Annotated in this window: 17 protein-coding genes, 2 pseudogenes and 1 riboswitch; of the genes and pseudogenes, 11 read left to right on the top strand and 8 right to left on the bottom strand. The window is 69.9% G+C overall.

The window, feature by feature from the left end; genetic code table 11:
* Positions 1 to 433 (bottom strand): annotated as a pseudogene (locus KUTG_RS61825) (hypothetical protein); the annotation flags it as partial.
* A gap of 109 nt (positions 434 to 542) precedes the next feature.
* Here KUTG_RS61825 and KUTG_RS30675 point away from each other — a divergent pair.
* Together KUTG_RS30675 and KUTG_RS56800 are read left to right on the top strand one after the other, a co-directional pair.
* On the top strand, positions 543 to 1439 hold the full coding sequence (locus KUTG_RS30675; protein WP_084579984.1) for an esterase/lipase family protein: 897 nt from the start codon (positions 543 to 545) through the stop codon (positions 1437 to 1439).
* A gap of 781 nt (positions 1440 to 2220) precedes the next feature.
* Positions 2221 to 2611: pseudogene (locus KUTG_RS56800) on the top strand (M23 family metallopeptidase); the annotation flags it as partial.
* A gap of 28 nt (positions 2612 to 2639) precedes the next feature.
* Here KUTG_RS56800 and KUTG_RS30665 read toward each other — a convergent pair.
* Positions 2640 to 3242 (bottom strand): LysE family transporter, encoded by a 603-nt coding sequence (locus KUTG_RS30665; RefSeq protein WP_043721694.1) that lies wholly within the window; start codon positions 3240 to 3242, stop codon positions 2640 to 2642.
* 166 nt (positions 3243 to 3408) lie between these two features.
* On the opposite strand from KUTG_RS30665, the gene KUTG_RS30660 reads away from it, so the two are divergent.
* Positions 3409 to 4173, top strand: coding sequence for a MerR family transcriptional regulator (locus tag KUTG_RS30660; protein ID WP_043721692.1), 765 nt, complete (start codon positions 3409 to 3411; stop codon positions 4171 to 4173).
* A 45-nt stretch (positions 4174 to 4218) separates the two neighbouring features.
* On the opposite strand, the gene KUTG_RS30655 is transcribed toward KUTG_RS30660, so the two are convergent.
* From KUTG_RS30655 to KUTG_RS30645, 4 genes are all read right to left on the bottom strand, one after another.
* Positions 4219 to 5175, bottom strand: a complete 957-nt coding sequence (locus KUTG_RS30655) for an HNH endonuclease signature motif containing protein (RefSeq protein WP_198047363.1) — start codon at positions 5173 to 5175, stop codon at positions 4219 to 4221.
* Entirely contained in the window at positions 5135 to 5365 is a 231-nt protein-coding gene (locus tag KUTG_RS61820; RefSeq protein ID WP_198047362.1) for a hypothetical protein, read from the bottom strand. Before KUTG_RS61820 ends, KUTG_RS30655 begins: the two co-directional genes overlap by 41 nt.
* A gap of 396 nt (positions 5366 to 5761) precedes the next feature.
* On the bottom strand, positions 5762 to 8494 hold the full coding sequence (locus KUTG_RS30650) for an AfsR/SARP family transcriptional regulator (RefSeq protein WP_052395591.1): 2733 nt from the start codon (positions 8492 to 8494) through the stop codon (positions 5762 to 5764).
* A gap of 101 nt (positions 8495 to 8595) precedes the next feature.
* Positions 8596 to 9264, bottom strand: coding sequence for a hypothetical protein (locus KUTG_RS30645; RefSeq protein ID WP_052395590.1), 669 nt, complete (start codon positions 9262 to 9264; stop codon positions 8596 to 8598).
* Between the two features lie 271 nt (positions 9265 to 9535).
* On the opposite strand from KUTG_RS30645, the gene KUTG_RS30640 reads away from it, so the two are divergent.
* From KUTG_RS30640 to KUTG_RS30615, 7 genes are all read left to right on the top strand, one after another.
* The gene (locus tag KUTG_RS30640; RefSeq protein WP_043721691.1) at positions 9536 to 10159 is read left to right on the top strand and encodes a helix-turn-helix transcriptional regulator; all 624 of its coding nucleotides are present in this window, start codon (positions 9536 to 9538) and stop codon (positions 10157 to 10159) included.
* 76 nt (positions 10160 to 10235) lie between these two features.
* A riboswitch (glycine riboswitch) is annotated at positions 10236 to 10330 on the top strand.
* Between the two features lie 121 nt (positions 10331 to 10451).
* Positions 10452 to 11552, top strand: a complete 1101-nt coding sequence (gene gcvT / locus KUTG_RS30635) for a glycine cleavage system aminomethyltransferase GcvT (RefSeq protein ID WP_043721690.1) — start codon at positions 10452 to 10454, stop codon at positions 11550 to 11552.
* An 11-nt stretch (positions 11553 to 11563) separates the two neighbouring features.
* A complete protein-coding gene (gene gcvH, locus KUTG_RS30630) occupies positions 11564 to 11947 on the top strand; it encodes a glycine cleavage system protein GcvH (RefSeq protein ID WP_043721688.1) in 384 nt (127 codons plus the stop codon).
* Complete coding sequence (glyA, locus tag KUTG_RS30625; protein ID WP_304413671.1) at positions 11944 to 13215, top strand: serine hydroxymethyltransferase; 1272 nt, start codon at positions 11944 to 11946, stop codon at positions 13213 to 13215. The genes gcvH and glyA overlap by 4 nt, the downstream gene beginning before the upstream one ends.
* A gap of 298 nt (positions 13216 to 13513) precedes the next feature.
* Complete coding sequence (locus tag KUTG_RS30620; RefSeq protein ID WP_043721686.1) at positions 13514 to 16342, top strand: AfsR/SARP family transcriptional regulator; 2829 nt, start codon at positions 13514 to 13516, stop codon at positions 16340 to 16342.
* Positions 16343 to 16592: 250 nt separating this feature from the next.
* The gene (locus tag KUTG_RS65365) at positions 16593 to 16718 is read left to right on the top strand and encodes a hypothetical protein (RefSeq protein ID WP_255360946.1); all 126 of its coding nucleotides are present in this window, start codon (positions 16593 to 16595) and stop codon (positions 16716 to 16718) included.
* Between the two features lie 288 nt (positions 16719 to 17006).
* Positions 17007 to 17396 carry a hypothetical protein gene (locus KUTG_RS30615; RefSeq protein WP_157494874.1) on the top strand — a complete coding sequence of 130 codons (390 nt, stop codon included), beginning with the start codon at positions 17007 to 17009 and terminating at the stop codon, positions 17394 to 17396.
* On the opposite strand, the gene KUTG_RS30610 is transcribed toward KUTG_RS30615, so the two are convergent.
* Positions 17377 to 17934 carry a TetR family transcriptional regulator gene (locus tag KUTG_RS30610; RefSeq protein ID WP_043731163.1) on the bottom strand — a complete coding sequence of 186 codons (558 nt, stop codon included), beginning with the start codon at positions 17932 to 17934 and terminating at the stop codon, positions 17377 to 17379. The genes KUTG_RS30615 and KUTG_RS30610 overlap by 20 nt on opposite strands.
* A 79-nt stretch (positions 17935 to 18013) precedes the next feature.
* Here KUTG_RS30610 and KUTG_RS30605 point away from each other — a divergent pair, with 79 nt between their 5' ends.
* Entirely contained in the window at positions 18014 to 19132 is a 1119-nt protein-coding gene (locus KUTG_RS30605; protein ID WP_232241036.1) for an FAD-dependent oxidoreductase, read from the top strand.
* Here KUTG_RS30605 and KUTG_RS54055 read toward each other — a convergent pair.
* On the bottom strand, positions 19115 to 21445 hold the full coding sequence (locus tag KUTG_RS54055) for a hypothetical protein (RefSeq protein ID WP_052395587.1): 2331 nt from the start codon (positions 21443 to 21445) through the stop codon (positions 19115 to 19117). The two genes, KUTG_RS30605 and KUTG_RS54055, sit on opposite strands and share 18 nt — an antisense overlap.
* Between the last annotated feature and the right edge of the window lie 2 nt (positions 21446 to 21447).

The following is a 21447-nucleotide window of genomic DNA, read 5'->3' as shown; positions in this document are numbered from 1 at the left end:
CGATGAGCAGCCACAACCCGAAGGAGGCGTTGGGCGGGACCGTGCCGTCCACGGCGACCAGATCCGGCCGCGACACGCGGCTGGCGTCGACGGCCAGCTGCACGGCGGCGATGGCGCGGCCCACCGACACGGCGGCGAACACCATCAGCAGCGCGCCGGCGGCGGCCGGGCGGCGGTTACCGACGAAGATCGCGGCGGCGATCGGCGGCAGCAGGGCCAGCACGGCGGCCAGCGGCCAGGACGTGTAGCCCGCGGGGGCGTCGACCACGCCGACGACCAGCCCCACGATCTGCAGCACGGCGCCGGCCGCCGCGACGGCGATGGCCGGTCGCAGGCTCGTGTCCAGCGGTTCTGGATCGACTTCGGGCTCGCCGCTCCGGGCGGCCCGCCGATCGGCGAGACGGGGGTGTGTTGACCTCGGCCGCTCACTCACGGGGGCGACCCTACAACGCGACACGGAAGGGCACGCTGTAGCGAGGAGATGACTAATCGTGAACTGATACGTATCGCAAAAGTTGCACAGTTAATTTACCGTCACTCGTATGGGTAACGGCGTGCTCGGTCGACTGGCCAGCACCCTCCGGGGTGTTGCCGTCGAATCGGCATGGCTGGCCGCGCACGCCGCACTCTACCCGTGGGGGGCAACGGCGGAACGCCTCCACCCGGACGGGCCGTACGCCCACTACCGGACCGACGCCATGTCCCCAAGAGCCCGCGGACTGTTGGTTTCGGCCATGGACGCGGCGGGCACCCCGATCCTGCTGCTGCACGGAATAGGGGACATCCGTCCGTTTCGCGGTGTGGGAGCCGCGCTGCGCCGACGGGGATTCGGGGTGGTGCACGCGGTGAACTACAGCGTGCTGACCGCCGTGACCGGGGACGTGCGGACGGCCGCGTCGATGTTCGGGGAGCAGGTCGAACAGGTCTGCGAGCTGACCGGGGCCGACCGCGTGCACGTGGTCGGGCACTCGCTCGGGGGCCTGATCGCGCGCTACTACGTGCAGCGCCGCGGCGGCGACGAGCGGATCGACACGCTGGTCACGTTGGGCACGCCGCACCGGGGCACCGTTGCCGCGTATCTGATGCCCACCGGGCTCGCGCGTCAGCTGCGGCCGGGGTCGCAGCTACTGGCCGAGCTGGATGAGCCCGCGCCGGGTTGCCGCACCCGGTTCGTGTCGGTGTGGACGCCCGCCGACCAGATCGTGCTGCCGCAGTCCAACGCCCGGCTGAGCCACCCGGACCTGGACATCGAGGAGCACTGCCTGCGTGATGTCGGTCACTGGGCACTGCCCGTGGATTCACGTGCATCACGGCTCGTCGCGGGCTGCCTCGTTCGCGGGCACGACCGTCCGTCCGAACGGGCTACCAGCCAGTACGACCCCCTGCGCACATCACCGATCACGCACGGTCATAGCGCCTCGTCCGAGCTTTCCAGCTGAAACCCGTTCGAGGGAGGCCCCCTGCCAGGGCTTGCCCCTAGGGGATCGACTTCGTTACCTTCTCGCGGTCCGTTGTCACGGTCTGATCACGTACGCGACACGCTGCCGCCACCCGAATGCGGCGGCCCGGGAACCCGTCCGGCTCGCAGTGGTCCGGCTCCCGAGGCGGAAGGGCAGGCTTCACGATCCATACCTCTACCCATAAATCTGGATACAGTCAGCAAGTTCGCCATTATAAGGGCGGCGGCAATCGCAAACACCCTTGTACCAAATTTACGCGCGAGAGTGTGCCTTTACTCCAAATGAGGAGCGCCGGGCACGCGGCTGAGAACCTATTTACCTAGGACAGGTTTGTCCCTAGAACTATCGACGATACGTCGGATGACCAGTTAAAGCCGATTCCGACATAAGTTCAAGCACGTGGGTCCTGGAATGAATCAAAGTGGTAGATAAGAATGTGCGCTTGTTTACACTTCTGCGTATAGCAACAACGTATGGCGTCCTTAACGAGTCCTCATTTCCAGACGAGTATCAGGCTGTTCTTATCACGGGAGATGGTGCTATTTTCTATTAACACTCGCTGATCATCTCCACTCTGGTAGGTGCGGCCAATAATTACTGAGGCAGTGTCATAAATCCCCTTTATCACCATGCTGCTCCTATTATGGTGCCGTCCAGCGCGGTGGCGACGCCGCCGCCGAGGCGCAGAAGCTCACCGCGACCGAGAAGGTCACCGCCGACCTCGCCGCCCAGGCCGCCGCCAAAGTGGCAGGCCGACCACCGGCCGCTGTTCGTCAAGCCGGCCCAGGGCGTGTTGAGCTCCGGCTTCGGCGGCCGTTGGGGCGCGTTCCACTACGGCATCGACATCGCCAACGTCATGGACACCCCCCATCGTGGCCGCCGCCGACGGCGTCGTCATCGACGCCGGCCCCGCCTCCGGCTTCGGCCTGTGGGTCCGCGTCCGCCTGGCCGACGGCAGCATCAACGTCTACGGCCACATGGACACCTTCTCCGTCCACGTCGGCCAGCACGTCCAGGCCGGCGAGCAGATCGCCAGGATGGGCGACCGCGGCGAGTCCACCGGCGTGCACCTGCACTTCGAGGTGTGGGACCCGTCCGGCAAGAAGATCAACCCCCTGCCGTGGCTCAACGCTCGGGGCATCACCCTGTAGCGGTGCCCATGCCTCGCGATCCGTTCGGCTAAGCGACCAGTCCCACCGCCAGGCCTACGATCACCGCGCTGGACACCAGCGCCGTCGCCAGCCGCCCTCGCGGCCCCGACAGCGCCCGGCCCAGCAGCGCGCCGCCGCCGGCCAGCAGCAGTTGCCAGCTGGCCGAGGCGGCGAAGGCCGCCAGGACGAACACCGGTCCGCCCGTGGCCGTCGGGCCGCCGAGCACCAGCGCGGTGAAGTAGATCAGGGTCATCGGGTTCACCAGCGTGATGCCCAGTAGGGCCACGTAGGCCCGGCCCGGCCCCGTCAGTTCCCTCGTGCTGGCTTCTTGCGGCCTTCTGTGGTCCCGGACCGCCTTGACCGCTCCCCGCAGCGCCAGCGCCGTCAGCACCGCCGCCGAGGTCCAGCGCAGCGGCTCCGTGATCGGTTGGATCACCGGCACCAGCACCGCGCCGCCGAGGGTGGAGATCAGTGCGTACAGGCCGTCCGCCGTCGCCACTCCCAGGGCCGCCGCTGCGCCCGTGCGCAGCGAGGTCCGGGCCGTGAGGGCCATGAGGTAGGTCCCGACCGCTCCCACCGGTATGGCAATGCCATAGCCGGCGACGAGCCCCGCGACCAGGGCCCCGCTCACGTGCGGGGCGGCGTCGACCCTCCCCGACCGCGCCGCTGCTGCTGGCCCCGCCCCGCGTCAGCGGAGGGGCACAGCGTCGGCTTCGTCAGCGTGGTCATGGGCCCATTGTCAGCACCCGTGGCAAACGATTTGACCCTCACGCGACGTCAGGGCCCACAGTGATCTCATGGCAGACGACGAGTACACCGTGGGCACGGCCGCCGAGTTGGCCGGAGTGTCCATCCGCACCCTGCACCACTACGACGAGATCGGCTTGGTTCAGCCCAGTAGGCGCAGCACCGCCGGCTACCGCCTCTATTCCGACACCGACGTGCAGGCTTTGACCCGGGTCGCCTTCTACCGCGAGCTCGGCCTCGAACTCGGCGAGATCGCCTCGCTGTTGGCCGACAGGGACATCACCGACGAGCACCACCTTCAGCGCCAACGAGAACTCCTGACCGAGCGCATCTCGCATTTCACCGCCATGGTCTCCGTCATCGACCACGAGCTGTCCGCCCGCGCCGCCGGCATCGGCCTGACACCCCAGCAGCGCCGCGCCGTCTTCGGCCAGGACTTCGTCGCCCACGCCACGTCCGCCGCCCAGAAGTGGGGCGACAGTAAGGAGTTCGTCCAGCGCCAGCAGCGCACCGCCCGCTATTCCCAGCAGGATTGGGCAAAACTCCGCGAGGAGCTGGCCGCCATCAACCGCGCTTTGGCCGAGGCCATGCTCTCCGGCACCCCGCCGACGTCCCCGCTCGCCATGGACCTCGCCGAGCGGCACCGCGAGCACACCGCCCGCTGGTTCCACGACTGCGACCATGCCACCCACCGCGAGCTGGCCGTGCACTACCGCAACAACGAGCGCAGTGGCCAGAACTACGACGCCATGGTCCCGGGCTTGTCCCAGTACGTCCACGACGCAATCGTCGCCAACGCCGAGCGGTCCGGTTAGGACCACGGCGATTGTCGTTCCGTCCCGCTCAGCTCGCGGCCTTCTCTACCCCGTTTCCCCCAGCCCGTCCGAGAACACCGGCCGCTGGTCCACCATCGTCACCGTCCACCGACTGTGGTGAATCAATCGGTGGTGGGATCCGCACAGCAGCACCATATTGTCCAGGCTGGTAGGTCCTCCGTTCGCCCACTCGACCACGTGGTGGGCGTGACACCGCGCCGGTTCCGTCGCGCAACCGGGGAACGCGCAGGTGCCGTCCCGCTCGATCAGTGCCTTGCGGATTCCCTTCGGTGCCGTCCGCTGCTGCCGTCCCACGTTCAGGATCTCTTCGTTGGCCCCGAGCACCATTCGCATGACCGTGCTGTCACAGGCGATCCGCCGGGCCTCCGCCGCGCTCATCACACCGCCGCCCTCGACCTTCGCCACACCCGTGTTGTCCATAAAGTCCTTGAAGGACATCGACAACGTCAGATGCGGCCGCTCTCCACCCTGCTCAGGCAAGCCCTCACTACGGGAGGCCAGCTCGATGATCTCCGCGAACGCATCCCCCTGCCGCTCAGCGGTCGTGCGCGGATCTTTGCCCGAGGTGGGCTTGGCCAGCGCGCTCACCATCGCCGCGATCTTCGCCCCATACTCCTGATCGAGCATTCCCCAGAACACCATGCTGCCGTCCAGCTTGCGTTCGAAGCGGAACTCCCGCTTCGGTGCCCGCAGCTCCCGGTCATCGGGCGCTTTGCCGTCCTGGTTGAGGTGGAACAGGATCCGCTGCGCGATGTTCTTGAACTCGCCCTCGTCGAACTGGACATTCTCCAACAGTGATGCCTCAACCCGGTCCCGCTCAACCGCCGGCGCTGTCCTCAGCGTCTCGTGGATGATCTTCAGGTGCTGCCGGTCCAACTCCCCAGCGCGGCCTGCTTCGCGGAGCGCCTCGCTGTGGAACAGTTCCGCGTACCGAAGCCGCTCACGCGCTTCCCTGATGGTGAGCCGCCAGTGGAGCACCATCGACGACACGATCGAGGTCCGGTCCTCCTTCGACCTGCACGACCGGTCCCACACCTCCCACACCCACATCCAGCTGCTGGATGTAGATCGCCCGATACAGGGCTTCGGCTTCCTTGCCCGCTTGCCACAGCTCCAGTTCGCCGTGCTGCCACCCTTCGGTGTCGGCAGGGAATTCAGGATTCGCTGACATGCCTCAATAATACTCCCCCTTTGTGATCAATTTCCGTTACACACCAACAAATACACGATCGTGGCGACCTTCAGTCCCTTCGCAGGAAAGCGCTTTCCGCTTCCCCTTGCAACACCTCCCTTGCCATGGTCGAACCTCTACCCTCCGACCCGTCCCAACCCTTCTGTAAACGCACGCACCCACCCAACCGTTGCCGCGCAACGCACCCCCGCCCGCCCCACCCACCTCGCGACCCTCCACCCCAACACCGCATGCCGAAGAGAGAATCCCTGTTGTGCAGACAGAGGCCGGCAACCGCGCGGTGCGGACACCCCACGCACCACCAGAATCCAAGAACCGACACCAACAAAGCGCCCACCCGATAAAGCCAGCCAACCACCACCCGCACACATCCACTCAGGACGCGACGGCCTTCGCGGCAGCCAACCCCTGCAGTCCCTGGTCGACGGCATGCCGATGCCCGATGCGCCGAGCAATCGCCACAGCATCGGCAAAGGCGGCGACGGACTCGTCCTGCCGCCCCATGGCCAAGAGCGTCCCACCGAGGTCCTGCAACACGGTGTTCTGCGCGTACAGATCCCCGAGCTGACGGAAAATCGTCAGCGCCGAGCGGCAGCAGTCCAACGCATGCTGGAGCTCCCCCAACTCCAGGTACGTCTCCCCAAGCCCGCGAAGCAGATCGCCTTCGTGCCAACGACTCCCGGCGATACGCGCCAACCCCAACGCACGCCGGTAGTGCGCCAGGGCGTCCCCGATCATCCCGCTGCCCCGATACGCCTCGGCCAGATTGGACAGGGTGCTCATCTCCCGATGAGTGTCCCCGGGCCCGTATTCGACGGAAGGCATCTGACGCAACGCCACCACGGCATCGGCCTGGCGGCCCAGATGCGCGCTGGCGGCGGCGATGCAGCTCAGCGACAGGGCCTCGCCGATGGGGTCGGCCATGGCTCGGGCGGCACGGGCGGAGACACGGGAGAAGGCGATGAGCTGGTCGAAGTCGCGGCGCAGGCGGTGGAACTCCCACACGACGACGCCGAGGCGCCAGGCGGTGAGGTGGCGGCCGTTCTCGCCGGCGACGCGGTCGAGGGCGCCGAGGTTCTCGTTCTCGGTGTCGAACCACTGCAGAGCCTGGAGGTAGCCGGCGAAGGGCAGGGGGGCGCATTCCCGGGGCGGGGTGCCGATGGGCATGTCGTTGGCCTGCCCCCGCAAACCGTTGTCGGCGTTGCTGGCGGTGTAGAGGTACCAGTCGGTCATGCGCTCCATGGCCAACGACCGGTCCCGCTCGTCCTCACCCTGCTCGACCTCCTCGGCGGCGTACACGCGCAGCAGGTCGTGCAGACGGTAGCGGTCGCGGTCGACCTCGCCGAGGAGGTGACGATCGGTCAGGTCGGTGAGCAGCCGCCGGGTCATGGGCACCGGCAGGCCGGTGAGGGCAGCGGCAGCCGGGGTGCTGAACTCGGGGCCGGGGTGCAGGCCGAGGAGGCGGAAGACACGGGCGGCGTCGGGCTTCAAGGCGTGGTACGACCACGAGAACACGGCCCGAACCGCGGTGGACTCGTCGTCGTCGGGGGCGAGGACGTCCAACCGGTCGCGCTCGTTGGACAGGTCGCCGGCCAGGTCGGACATCATCAGGTGCGGATGGGTGGCGGCGCGGTCGCCGGCGATGCGCAGGGCCAGCGGCAGGTTGCCGCACAGCCGGACGAGGTCCTGCACGGCCTGGGGCTCGGCGTCGACGCGCGGACGCCCGAGCATGCCGACCATGAGCCGCACGGCGTCGTCGGTGCTCAACACATCCAGGGTGATCCGGCGGGCACCGTCCCGGGCGACCAAACCGGACAGCCGGTTGCGGCTGGTGACGATCACGGCGCAGGACGGGGATCCGGGCAGCAGCGGCCGAACCTGATCGGTGCTCGCGGCGTTGTCCAGCACGACCAGAATGCGCTTTCCCGCAACGAGGCTGCGGTACATGCCGGCCTGGTCGTCAAGGTCGGCGGGCACCTGCCGGGCCGGCACGCCGAGGCCACGGAGCAGGTAACCCAGTGCGTCCACGGGCATCAGCGGCGGCAGCTTGGGGTCGAAGCCACGCAGGTTGACGTACAGCTGTCCGTCGGGGAAACGGTCAGTGATGCGGTGCGCGTAGTGCACGGCCAGCGCGGTCTTGCCGATGCCGCCGGCGCCGTCGATGGCGGAGATCAGCACGGAGTTGCAGGTCTCGTCGAGGAACCGGTCCAGCTCGGCGATCTCGGCGGCCCGGCCGGTGAAGCCGGGCACGTCGTGCGGCAGCTGCGCTGGTACGGGACCGGCGGGCGGCTCGGCGACCGTGCGGACGGGCTGAGGCGCAGCCAGCTCCGGGTCGTTGCGCAGGATCTTGCCGTGCAGCCGGCGCAGCTCGGGCGACGGCTCGATGGCCAGCTCCTCGGCCAGCACCCGGCGGGCGTCCTGGTACGCCTCCAGCGCGTCCGCCTGCCGGCCGCACCGGTAGAGGGTGATCATGAGCAGTCCACGCAACCGCTCCCACAGCGGATGCTCGCGGACCAGGGCGGGCAGCTCGGCGGCGAGGTCGTTGTGCCGGCCGAGGTCCAGCATCAGGCTGGCCCGCTCCTCGATCACCAGCAGCCGCAGCTCGTTCAGCCGCGGCCGTTCCTGCTCCACGTAAGGACAGGACAGGCCGTCGAACGGGGTGCCGCGGAACAGCGCCAGCGCCGAGTCCAGCTCGGCCGCGGCCTGTTCGGGATGTCCTTCGCCGCGCAGCAGTCGAGCCCGCTCACGATGTCCGTTGAGGGCGGTGACATCCAGATTGTCGGGTTCCATCCGCAGCAGATAGCCGGGGCCGGCGTTGACGAGCACCGTGGACGGCGCCCGATGCGTCCGGTTCGGCTCCAGGGCGCGGCGCAGACCGGCCACGTAGGTGTGCACGCTGCCCTCGGCGCTGGCCGGGGCGGCCTCGCCCCACAGCGCCGTGATGAGCTCCGACCGACCGACCATCCGGTTCGGGCTGAGTGCGAGCAGGCCGAACAGCGCGCGCTGCATCGGCGCGCCCAACTCCAACTCGCGATCCCCGGCCCAGCCCCGCACCGGGCCCAGGAGGGCGACCCGGAGGGCAGAACCAAGGACATCGTTGTCGGACATCCAGCTTCCTCCCCAGCCCGGCCAGGCGGTTGTCCGGCCGGGGTCGTACCCCCGGCGTCATTCTTCCTGGTACACGCACGAGAAGGAACAGACGCAGCGCGTCAAGGTGTGATTTGGTCCACATTTGGCGACTGACAGGTCCACAGCAGCGTGCCGTTGCGCCGCACCGTCAGCTGATATGCGGCCAGCCGCGACCCGACCGTGTAGGCCTCGACCTGAGGCGCGGGCTCACCGGCGGCGGCCAGCGACTGCTGGGTCCGGGCGGTCAGCGCGACCACGTCGACCTGCTCGCCGGCCTGGATGAGATAGACGCGCTTGGGCGCCGGCCACGGCGAGCCGTCGAGCGGCATCCGCCACGCCCGCCAGACGCCGTGCCCGCCGGGATAGTCGGCCACGGCGGCGACGGCGGCCTCGTCCATGCGGTCGTCGCCGGACCAGCCGCCGTCCACGAACGTGAAGGGCAGCGCGGCCGGCCACCGGGCCGGCTCCACGGCACGGACTGCGACAGGATCATGACCGCCCGTCACCAAGGCGTCGACCAAGGTCCGGTGATGGTGCGCTGTCACCGGAACGTGTAGATGGACAACGGCGAAGGCGACTGCTCGGGCCACGTCCAGACAGCGGCCCTCGGCCAGCCAGAACCGGGCGGCGGTGAGCAGCTCATCGGAGAGATGGCCGGCGCAGGCGGCGAGGACCTCGGCGAGTTCGGGCAATCGCGCCCGTTCGGCGGTGGTCCGGGACAGCGTGGCGGCGGCATCCTCGACGACCAACAGGCTCCTCCTGCTCGCGCGGGGGACTGCGGTCAGCCTACTGGAGACGATCCCAGGCCAACCAGGAACTTCCCAGGCCATCGGCCCGAGAGTGTGCCCGAACACGACGTTCCGGTGCCCTTTTTTACCTTGTCGCGATCGCCCGATCGAGTGGACTTCGCCAAAACCGCTGGTCAAGACTTTCTCTACGACATGGAGGCGTCGTGAAGATCCTCTGAAGAAGGTCGTTGCACAGTGTGTTCCTGGGGGTACACAGCGAGGAGGACACACCATGGACAGAGTGTGGGTAGCCGTCCACGCGGGCGATCCGATCACCCTGGCCGGCGCGATCAGCTGCCTGCGGGCGCGGGCCGAGCTCCAGGTTGTGCCGGAGCGCAGACTGTCCGAGGCTCAGGTGTTCGTGGTGTGCGCCGACGCGGTCAACGCCGATGTGATGGGGTTGCTGCGGCGGACCGCCGAGTCCACGCCCGTGAAGATCGTGCTCGTCACCGACCGGTTCCACGACGCCGATCTGCTGGCGGCCGTGGAGTGCGGGGTGGTCGCGGTGCTGCCGAAGGCGGCGGCCAGCGGCGAGCGTCTCGTGCACGCGGTGCTGGCGGCCAAGCGGGGCATGGGGGACATGCCTCCCACGCTGCTCGGCTCGCTGCTCGCGCAGGTGGAGCGCCTGCACAAGGAGGTGCTGCGGCCCAACGGCCTCACCGCCTCCGGGCTCGCCCCGCGGGAGATCGACGTGCTGCGGCTGATGGCCGAGGGCTGGGACACCGCCCAGATCGCCACCAAGCTCTCCTACTCGGAGCGCACCGTGAAGAACGTCGTCTACGCCGTGATGAACCGTCTCGGCCTGCGCAACCGTCCGCACGCCGTCGCGTACGCCATGCGCTCGGGTGTGATCTGAAGGGGTACGACGCTTGAATCTTGACCGTGCCGGCCACCTCCAAATACGGTGGCCGGCACAAGTACATCTTCGCTGCTCACACCGAGCGGGAGAGTCCTGTCGAGGTCGGGCAGGCGCCGAAGGAGCAAATCCTCCCCGGAATCTCTCAGGCACCCCTACCGCTCGGGACAGGCGACTCTGAAAAGCAGGCGTGCCCATCGCGCCTCGCCCAAGGGGAAAGCCGGTTCGCCGGTGAAACTCTCAGGCCCATGACAGAGGGGGAGGCTCACTCCACCACACGAGGGGTCTCCTGATGGGCACCGATCCACGCCGCACGCCGCTGCACGACGTGCACGAGCGCCTCGGCGCCAAGTTCACCGACTTCGCGGGCTGGCAGATGCCCCTGCGCTACACCGGTGACGTCGCCGAGCACAACGCCGTGCGCACCGGCGCCGGCCTCTTCGATCTCACACACATGGGCGAGATCGTGCTCTCCGGCCCGCAGGCGGGCCAGGCCCTCGACTACGCCCTGGTCGGCAACGCCTCCGCGATCGGCGTCGGCCGCGCCCGGTACACCATGATCTGCGGCGACGACGGCGGCATCCTGGACGACCTGATCGTCTACCGCACCGGCGAGCAGGACTACATGGTCGTCGCCAACGCCAGCAACGCCGCCCTGGTGGCCGGCGAGCTGCTCGACCGGGCCGAGGACTTCGAGACCGAGGTCCGCGACGCCTCCACCGAGTACGCGCTGATCGCCGTGCAGGGCCCGCGCGCGGTGTCGCTGCTGGCCCCGCTCACGCCGACCGACCTGTCGACCGTGAAGTACTACGCCTCCTACCCCACCACCGTCGCCGGCCGGCCCGCGCTGCTGGCCCGCACCGGCTACACCGGCGAGGACGGCTTCGAGCTGTTCGTGGCGCCGGCGGACGCCGAGGCCGTGTGGTCCGCGGTCGCCGACTCGGGCGAGATCCTCCCGTGTGGACTGTCGTGCCGCGACACGCTGCGCCTGGAGGCCGGCATGCCGCTCTACGGCAACGAGCTGACCACCGAACTCACGCCGTACGCCGCGGGCCTCGGCCGCGTGGTGAAGCTGGACAAGCCCAGCGACTTCGTCGGCCGCGCCGCCCTGGCCAAGGCCTCGGCCGAGACGCCGGCCCGCAAGCTGGTCGGCCTGGTCACCGACGGCCGGCGCGGGCCGAGGCATGGGTACCCGGTGGTGGATCCGGCCGACGGTGCGAGGATCGGCGAGGTCACCAGCGGCGCGCCGTCGCCGACGCTGGGCCACGCGATCGCGATGGCCTACGTCGACGCCGACCGGGCCGTTCCCGGTTCCGCGCTCGCCGTCGACATCCGGGGCACGATCACCCCGGTCGACGTCGTCGAGCTGCCCTTCTACCGTCGTTCATCCTGAAAGGCTTCGACATGAGCACCATCCCCGACCACCTTCGGTACAGCGCCGAGCACGAGTGGGTGGCGGTCTCCGACGGCGTCGCCCGCATCGGCATCACCGAGTACGCCGCCGAGCAGCTCGGCGACATCGTCTACGCGGAGCTGCCCAACGAGGGTGACGCCGTGACGGCGGGCGAGCCGTGCGGCGAGCTGGAGTCCACCAAGTCGGTCAGCGACCTGTTCTCGCCGGTCAGCGGCGAGGTCGTGGCGGTCAACGACGCGGTCAAGGAAAGCCCGGAGACGGTCAACTCGGACCCGTACGGCGACGGCTGGCTGTTCTCCGTGCGCGTCGACGGCGACCCCGACGACCTGTTGGACTCCGACGCCTACGCCGCCCTGATCAAGGAGGGCGAGTGACGCCGGTCGAGCTGACGGCGTCGCTGCACGAGCTCGACCCGGAGGTCGCGGCGGCGGTCGACGCGGAGCTGGGCCGGCAGCGCGGCACGCTGGAGATGATCGCCTCCGAGAACTTCGCGCCGCTCGCGGTGCTGGAGGCGCAGGGCTCCGTGCTGACCAACAAGTACGCCGAGGGCTACCCGGGCCGGCGCTACTACGGCGGCTGCGAGCACGTGGACGTCATCGAGCAGCTGGCCATCGACCGCGTGAAGGCGCTGTTCGGGGCCGAGCACGCCAACGTGCAGCCGCACTCGGGCGCGCAGGCCAACGCGGCGGCCATGATGGCGCTGCTGAGCCCGGGCGACACCATCCTGGGCCTGGACCTGGCCCACGGCGGGCACCTGACGCACGGCATGCGGCTGAACTTCTCCGGCAAGCTGTACAACGTCGTGGCCTATCACGTGAGCGAGTCCGACTACCACGTGGACATGGCCGAGGTGGAGCGCCTGGCGCAGGAGCACCGGCCCAAGCTCATCATCGCCGGCTGGTCGGCGTACCCGCGGCAGCTGGACTTCGCCGAGTTCCGGCGGATCGCCGACTCCGTGGGCGCGTACCTGATGGTGGACATGGCGCACTTCGCCGGCCTGGTGGCCGCCGGGTTGCACCCGAGCCCCGTGCCGCACGCGCACGTGGTCACCACGACCACGCACAAGACGCTGGGCGGCCCGCGCGGCGGCGTGATCTTCTGCGAACAGGCGCTGGCCAAGAAGATCAACTCCGCGGTGTTTCCCGGCCAGCAGGGCGGTCCGCTTGAGCATGTGATCGCCGCGAAAGCGGTCGCGTTCAAGGTGGCGGCGTCCGAGTCGTTCCGGGAGCGGCAGCTGCGCACCCTGACCGGCGCTCGCATCCTGGCCGAGCGGTTGCTCGGTGACGATGTGGTGGCGGCGGGCGCGACCGTGCTCACCGGCGGCACGCAGGTGCACCTGGTGCTGGTCGATCTGCGCAAGTCCGAACTGGACGGGCAGCAGGCCGAGGACCGCCTGCACGACATCGGGATCACGGTCAACCGCAACGCGGTGCCGTTCGACCCGCGGCCACCGATGGTGACATCGGGCCTGCGGATCGGGACCCCGGCGCTGGCCGCGCGCGGCTTCGACGACGAGGCCTTCCGCGAGGTCGCCGACATCGTCGCGCGTGCGCTCACGCCGGACTTCGACGCGGCGGCGCTGCGGGCCCGGGTGGTGGCGTTGACCGAGCGCTTCCCGTTGTACCCCACCATCCCCGCCTGACTGTCTCAGAGTTTCCTTTGAAGGGGGCTTTTCTCCACAGCGTGGAGAAAAGCCCCCTTCGCCATTCCCACTGGTACGAATCTCTTTCACCTTTTCCTGACCCGCCAACGGTTCTGGTTGTGGTGATCCCGTTGTCGCTACGATCGACCCGTTCCCCCCGTGGGGCACGGTGTGATACGACGAGCGGGGAAACGCCGCGGTAAGTGGGAACAAGACACCCCGTCCGTCGCGTTGACCGCCCCGGAACTGGCAGAGCGGAGCGGCCGAGCCCACACTGGTTGCGCGAACAGGAGGTCAGATGCCCGTCCCCGAGACCGATCCCGGCTCGACCATCAGGGTCGAGGTGCTGGGACCGGTGCGCGCCTGGCGCGGGGACGTGGAGATCGAGCTCGGCGCGCCCCGGCAGAGAGCAGTGCTCGCGGTATTGGCCAGCAACGCCGGCCGCGCGGTGTCCCGCACCGAGCTGATCGACTCCGTCTGGGGCGAGCACCCGCCGGCCAGCGCCGAGGGCAGCGTCCACACCTACATCGCGGGACTGCGGCGGGCCCTTGAGCCGGACCGCACCAACCGGGCGCCGTCCCAGGTGTTGGCCAGCGCCGGCTCCGGCTACCTGCTGCGGCTGCCCGAGGACCAGGTCGACCTGACGGCGTTCGAGACGCACATCGCGGCCATGCGCCAGGCCGGGGCCGACACGCAATGCGCGCTGTCCCACGTGGAAAGCGCCATCTCGCTGTGGCGGGGCGCGCCGCTGTCGGGCATTCCCGGCCCGTTCTCGGAGCTGGAGCGGACGCGGCTGGCCGAGCTGTACCTGACCGCCGTGGAGCACCGAGCCTCGCTCATGTTGCACACCGGCCGGGCCACCGACGTGGTGGCCGAGCTGTCGCGGGTGGTGCACGAGCATCCGTTGCGGGAGAAGCTGCGCGGGCTGCTGATGAGCGGCCTGTACCGCTGCGGGCGGCAGGCCGAGGCCCTTGAGGTGTACGCGGAGACGCGCCGGACGCTGGCCGACGAGCTCGGCGTCCAGCCCGGGCCGGAGCTTCGCCGTCTGCACGCGCGAATCCTGGCCAACGACCCCGATCTCGCCGACCGCGCGCCCCGCCCGGCCGCCGCCCCGGCGGCGCCGCTCGGCGGGCCTGTCGTGCCGGCGCAGCTGCCGCACGACATCAACACCTTCACCGGCCGCGACACGGAACTCGCGCTGCTGCGCCGGCATCTGGACACCACCGAGCGCGGCGTGTTGATCGCGGCCATCGACGGCATCGCGGGCATCGGCAAGACCGCGCTGGCGGTGCATTTCGCGCACACCATCGCCGGACGTTTCCCCGACGGCCAGCTGTACGTGAACCTGCGCGGCTTCGACCCCAACCAGCCGCCGCTGTCGGCCATCGACGCGCTGGGCCAGCTGCTGCGCGGCCTCGGCGTCGAGGCGCACCAGGTGCCGTCGGCGGCCGAGGAACAGGCCAGCATGTATCGCAGCCTGATAGCCGGAAAGCGCATTCTGGTCGTTCTGGACAATGCGGCCAGCACCGATCAGCTGCGCTCGCTGCTGCCCGGCTCGCAGACGTGCATGGTGCTGGTCACCAGCCGCAACCGGTTGGGCGGCCTGGTGGCGCGGGACGGCGCGTACCGGATCACGCTGGACGTGCTGTCCGCCGGCGAGTCCCGGGAGCTGCTGGTGCGCAGCGTCGGCGAGGAGCGGCTGACCGGCTGCCCCGACGCGCTGGCCACCCTGGCCGACCGCTGCGGGCACCTGCCGCTGGCGCTGCGGATCATCGCCGCCAACCTCGCGGCCCGGCCGCACATGACCGTGAACGACCTGGCTGAGGCCCTGTGTCACGAGCAGGACCGGCTCGACGTGCTGTCCTCCCCCGACGACGAGACGACCGCGGTGCGAGCGGTGTTCTCGTGGTCGTACCACGCCTTGAAGCCCGAGGCGGCGCGCACGTTCCGGCTGCTGGGCCTGCATCCCGGGCCGGAGATCGGCACCGCGGCCGTGGCCGCCCTGAGCGAGGCCCCGCTGGTGGCCACCCGGCGGATGCTGGACGGCCTGAGCAGCTGTCACCTCGTCGAGGCCATCGGCCGCGACCGCTACCGGCTGCACGACCTGCTGCGCGTGTACGCCACCGAGCGGGCGCTGACCGAGGAGCCGGCGGCCGAGCGCGCGGCGGCGACCGGGCGGCTGATGTCCTGGTACCTGCACACTTCGGCCGCCGCCGATCGCGTGCTGATGCCACAGAACCGGCCGATTCCGCTGGAGCCGGTGCTGGAGCACTGCGAGCCGCTGGCCTTCGAGGCGTACCACCACGCTTTGGCCTGGCTGGAGCAGGAACGGGTCAATCTCGTCGCCGCCTGCCTGGAGGCCGGCCGCATCGGTGATCACGAGACGGGCTGGAAGCTGCCCACCGCGCTGGTGTACTTCCTGGAGCTGCGCTCGTACTGGGAGGACTGGATCGCCACCCAGCAGGTCGCCGTGGCCGCCGCCCGCTCGCTCGACGTCGCCGAGATCGAGGCGTTGGCACTGCGCAGCCTGGGCAACGCGTACTGGCGGCGCAACCGGTACGACGAGGCCATCGGCTGCTTCCAGGAGGGCCTGGGCATCACCCGGCGGCTCGGCGACCAGCAGGGCACCGCGACCCTGCTGTACGACATCGGCGCCGCTTCCCGGCTCGGCGACGAGTCGCTGCGGCACCTCAGACAGGCGCTGGAGATCTTCAGCGGCCTCGGGGACCGGCGCTACGAGGGCATGACCCTGGTCAAGCTGGCCCGCACCCACCGCAACCGCGGCGAGGTCGAGCAGGCGCTGGAACACCTGCGCCAGTCGCTGGAGATCGTGCACGAGCTCGGCGACCGGCGCTGCGAGGCGTTCGGGCGGCTGGAACTGGCCCGCATCCACTTCGATCTGGGCAACTACGGCGAGACCCTCAGCAACGCCCGCTGGGCGTGCAGCGTGTTCCGTGAGCTCGGCGACCGGCACGGCGAGGCCTGCGCCCTGCACGCCTGCGGCACCGCCCTACAGGCCAGGGGCGAGCTGCCCGCGGCCCGCGAGACCTACCTGGCCGCCGCCGCCATCTTCGCCCAGCTCGGCGACCCCCGCGCCACCGAGATAGCCGCCCTCCTCGCCGCCTAACCCCCGCGAGTCACGCCCTCAGACCCACCGAATGTCGGTTTCAGGCCCACCCCCGCGAGTCCCGCCCAGCGTCACACCGAAACCCGGTTTTCTGCCGTGCCCCCGACAATCCCGGGCGCGCCCAGACCTGGACCCCAGTCGCCTTCGGTTGGCTCCGGGCTCATGCGGGCGTTCATGGGCGAGGTGAAGGGGGGACCTGCGGGACGCCGGCTTCGAGGCCGCCGAGTGCACCATCACCGCCACGGCGATCATGGGCGCGATCCGGATCATCGTGCCGCCGGACCTGACCGTGCGCATCGACGGCATCGGCTTCATGGGCGAGTTCAAGCGCGCCGCCGACGGCTCCCGGCGACCCCGGCTCCACACATCGGTTTAATTAGTATACTTAGTATCGCATCACGGTTTATCTAGGGAAAATTGCCCATTACGCGTGGTGAGGACCCCTAACCCAAGCACCGGGGTTAGATTAAGAGAACGGAATGAAACCGAGCCCGCGACGCCGAAGGCGGCGCCGAAAGACGCTGAACCACACGGTTCCCGAACGCGTCGTGGTGGTCGGGCGGTGGTAATCCACCGCCGGTACGACGGCCGGGTGGTGCGACTCCTCCACGCCCCCCACCGTGCTGCCCGGCCCTCGTACCGTCTCGGCGGAAGGACGCACCCCATGACTGTGCTCGACTGGTCGGTATCCGTGTTGACCGTGGGAGATCCGGTCGAGGCGATCGGGATGCGGGCCGGGTTGGGCGCGGAGGTCAACTCGATGCTGTCGATGGCGATGCTGTCCGGGCCGGTCGTGGCCTACGCGGGCACGCCGGAGCGCTGGGTCTTCCTGACGGCGTCGGCCACCTCGACCTCGAACACGGTGCTGGCCGACCTGGTCCGGCTGGGGGTCGGGCTGTTCCCGATGGGGTCGCTGATTGCCTTGCCGTGCAACGACAATCTCGGCACGGCGCGCTGGATCAACCGGCCGGTGCCGCACAGGCCGCTGCCGCCGTGGCAGGCGGTGGTGGCGGCGGTGCGCCGCACCTGTTCGGTCAGCTCCGGCTGGCTGTGATCCCGGCGATGATCAGGTCGAGGCCGGCCTCGAACGCCTTGTCCCGCAACGCCCGCTGACCCGGCTCGGCCGGGTGGCCGTCGCGTGACTGCTCCTCGATGGCGAAGCCGTTGACATAGGCGAAGGTCGTGTCCACGGCGACCAGGGCGTCGGACTCCGCGAACCCGGCGGCGGACAGCGCGCCGACGAGGCGGCGCCAGAACATCTGCGCGGTCTCGTCGGCCGGCACCAGGTAGGTGGCCATCAGCCGGGCCCCGTCGCGGCGGGTCAGCACGGTGGCCCGTGCGCCGATGGCCGCGTATCGGAGCATGCCGGCCCAGTCCTCGGGCACATCCCCCTCGATGCCGGTGTCGGCGTCGAGCGTCAGCCGGGCCACCATGGCGTGCAGCAGCGAGCGCTTGCTGTCGAAGTGCCGGTACAGCGCACCGGGCTGCACGCCGAGCTTCTCGGCCAGCTTGCGCGTGGTCAGCGCGTCCAGACCCACCTCGTCCAGCAGGTCAAGCGCGGCCGCCAGCACCTCGTCCCGTCGCGATGTCACGCGGAACAGCTTGCCATCCCGGTCGACGTGAACTAAGTTCACGTGAACTTAGTTCACATGGCTCGGAGGGGGAGCGGTCATGAAGGTTGTGGTCATCGGCGCCGGACTCGGCGGCCTGGCGCTGGCCCAGCGGCTGCTCGACGCGGACATCGACGTGCGGGTCTACGAGCGGGACAGCGCGATCGAGGCCCGCTTCCAGGGCTACCGGATCGGCTTCGGCGCCGAGGGACTCAAGGCCCTCTACGGCGCGGTCCAGCCCCGGCTCTACCCGCTGCTGGAGGCGGTCAGCGGCCTGGTGGAGAACACCGGCCGTGCGGTCGACTCCCAGCTCAACGTGCTCGGCGAGAAGGAGCGGGACGACGACGAGGGCCGCATGTACGACCGGAACGTACTGCGGCACCTGCTGATCGCCGGCCTCGAAGAGCACCTGCGGTACGACATGAAGCTGGACCGCTACGAGGAACTGCCCGACGGCCGGGTCCGGGCCCACTTCGCCGACGGCACCACGGACGACGCCGACGTGCTGGTCGGGGCGGACGGCGCGGGCTCGACGGTCCGCCGGCAGCTGCTGCCGCACGTCGGCATCCACGATCTCCCGATGTACGGCGCGATCGGCCGCACCCCGATCAACGGCTTCGAGCATCTGATCCCGGGCTGGAGCACGATGGTCAGCGCCAGGAACGTGCAGCTGATGCTGGGCAAGATGAAGTTCCAGCGGCCGCCGGTGGAAGCGGCGGCCGAGCTGGCGCCGGACGTGAAGCTCCCGGACACGCCCAGCTACATCCGCTGGGTGCTGCTGCTGCCGGGCACGCCGAAAACCCTTGACCTGCAACCGGTTCTCGACCTGATGGCGGACTGGCACCCGGATCTCAAGGCCCTGATCGCCCACGCCGACGTCAACAACAGCGGCGTCTCGCCGATCAAGGAGGGTGATCCGATCGAGCCGTGGCCGACCCGGGCCGTCACGCTGCTCGGCGACTCCGCGCACCCCGCGCCGCCCGGCGGCCTCGGCGCCAACCTGGCCATGATCGACGCGGAACTGTTGGCGGACAAGCTGATCGCCGTGCGCGACGGCCACGAGGACAAGCTCGGCGCGCTCGCCGGCTACGAGCGGCAGAGCTGCGAGAACGGCCGGATCGGCCGGGAGAGCGCCGCGCAGGTGTTCAAGGACTTCGCCAAGCTACGCGCCGAAGCCTAGCGGCCATTCCAGCGACTCGACGCCGGGATAGTCCACCGTGGACATGCTTTCCCGGTCGGCGACCGCCCGCTCCAGCCGACCGAGCGACTGCTCGGCCACGTCGTCCTCGACCAGCAGCAGCCGGGTCTTGCTGGCGTACACCACCCGGAACCTGGTGTCCGGCAGGAAGACCACGCGGTCGACGGCATCGCCGATGCCGTCGACCTTGCGGCCGTTGACCGACCACACCACATACTCCACCGGGCCGGGCAGCTCGGCGTCCAGTTTGGACGCCGTGTTGAGGAACGACTTCTCGGTGAAGATGTCCCCGATGTCCAGGGTTTCCTTGCCGTAGCAGAGAACCGCGCCCTCGAACGGCGGCATCCGGCGCAGCCCGGAGACCACGCAGCGCACGAACGGCATGAGCTGGCCCAGCTCGCCGGAGCGCAGCGCCGAGTTGAGCATCTGGTCGGAGGCGACCAGATACATCTGCGCCGCAACGAGATCGGTGACCACCGCCTCCAGCGTCGCGTCCTCGGCGGTGCGCAGGCCAGGCTGCTTGGCGATCAGGCGGAGCACCGCGGCCGCGTGCCCCTCGTAGTTCGCGCCCAGCGTGTGCCGCACCCAGTCCCGTTCGGCCTGGGTGCTGCGCAGGTGCCAGATCGGCTCGGGTTCCGGCTCCGGTTCGGGCTCGGCCACCGGCTCGGGCGCGCCCAGGTCCACGGCCGGGTCGACCTCGTCGAAGGGCGCGCCAGAAGGATTATGCGCTGTGTCGAAGTGCTCCTCGATGACGGCGGTGATCTCCACCTCTGTCTCGGGTTCCTCCCGCGGCGTGGCCATCGCGACCAGGTGCTGCGGCACGATCGCCGTCGGCCCGTCGTCGGAGTGCTTGCCGTGTTCGTCGTCGTACTCGTCGTCGTATTCGAGGTCCTCGTCGTCGATGACCGGCGCCATCTCGACGTCGGTGTCCTCGATCGTCGGCGGCACGGTCTTGGCCGACGCCACCACGGCCAGCGGCCGCGGCGCGGGCGCCGGCTCGGCCGGCTTGTCCTCGACCAGCTGCGAGGCGTCGCTGAAGACGAAGCGCACGGCCCGCTGGGTGTCCGGGTCCAGCCGCGAGTACAGCTCGGTGGCGGCGGCGAACAGCTCCGGCGAGGTCGGCATGCCCGGCACTCCCACCGTGATCCGCGCCCACAGCGGGTCCATCGGCAGCGTGCGGACGGGGCTGTTCTGCGGCGGCTCCGCCGGATCCCGAATCCACAGACCGCTGTTGACCAGCTCCACGACCGCGCCCTCGGCCAGCTCGTAGACGCCCGGGCGCAACGCCACCAGGCCGCCGACCGGCGGCCGGTGCTCGATCACGCTGGGCGGCATGGCGTTCGGCGTGGTCCGCGGCCAGTAGCCCAGCTCGGTGGTGAACGGCCGCCAGGACGGCTGCCCGGCCGAGTCGTAGGCCACGACGTCGATGCCGTCCGCGCCCAGCACCGGCAGCCCCGAGTAGACGGCGATCCGCTCCCCGACCAGGTCGGCGATGATCTGCCCGATCGGCTCGCCGGCGTAGGCGGTGCCCAGCGGCGCGACCCCGTACGGCGCGATGCGCACCTTGGTGCGGGCCGGCATCGGCAGGGCGGTCAGCAGCGCGCGGATCTCCTCCGGCGGCACCGGCCGCTCCTCCGGCCCGCCGAGCACGATCGTCAGCACATCGGGCCGGCACGGCAGCGCGAACACCGGACGGGCGTGCTCACGGCTCGGGCCCTCGGTCACCGACGGCATGGCATGCATCCACAGGCCGGCCGGGATGGGCTCGGCGACGCCGGCCCGGCCGGAGGCCCACGGTTTGCCCGGCGTCATCGGCTCCCACTCGGGGGCCGGGAACCGGCTGCCCATCGGGTCCGGCGGATGTCCGGGCCGGAATCGGTACCAGCAGCCGGCGCCGTGCGAGTCGATCACGAAGGCGGAGCCGCCGGGCACCGGCAGCAGCACCCCGTCCGGCGCGACGACCTCGACCTTCAGCTGGTCGGAAAGCCACTGCGCGGGCGAGCCCAGCTCCCCGCTGCCGGCACGGGAGACCGCCAGCCGGATCGGCCCGCGTTTGCGCAACGCGGCCACCAGCGCGGTCCACACCTCGGGGCCGGAGTCGGGCGGGAAGTCGGCCACCACGACCGTGCGGTCGGGGTCCCCGGGCAGGGCGTTGGCCAGCACCCGGGCCGCCTTGCTCGCGCCGTTGGGGGAGCACACGACGAGCGCGGATCCCACCTGACGGCAGTCGAACTCGATGACTTCGCCCCCCGCATCGGGCCCGTCGCTGATCGGCACACCGTCACACTGCCGCATCC

The organism is Kutzneria sp. 744 (assembly GCF_000568255.1).
Taxonomy (GTDB): Bacteria; Actinomycetota; Actinomycetes; order Mycobacteriales; family Pseudonocardiaceae; genus Kutzneria.
This window is presented reverse-complemented; position numbering and strand designations above follow the sequence as displayed.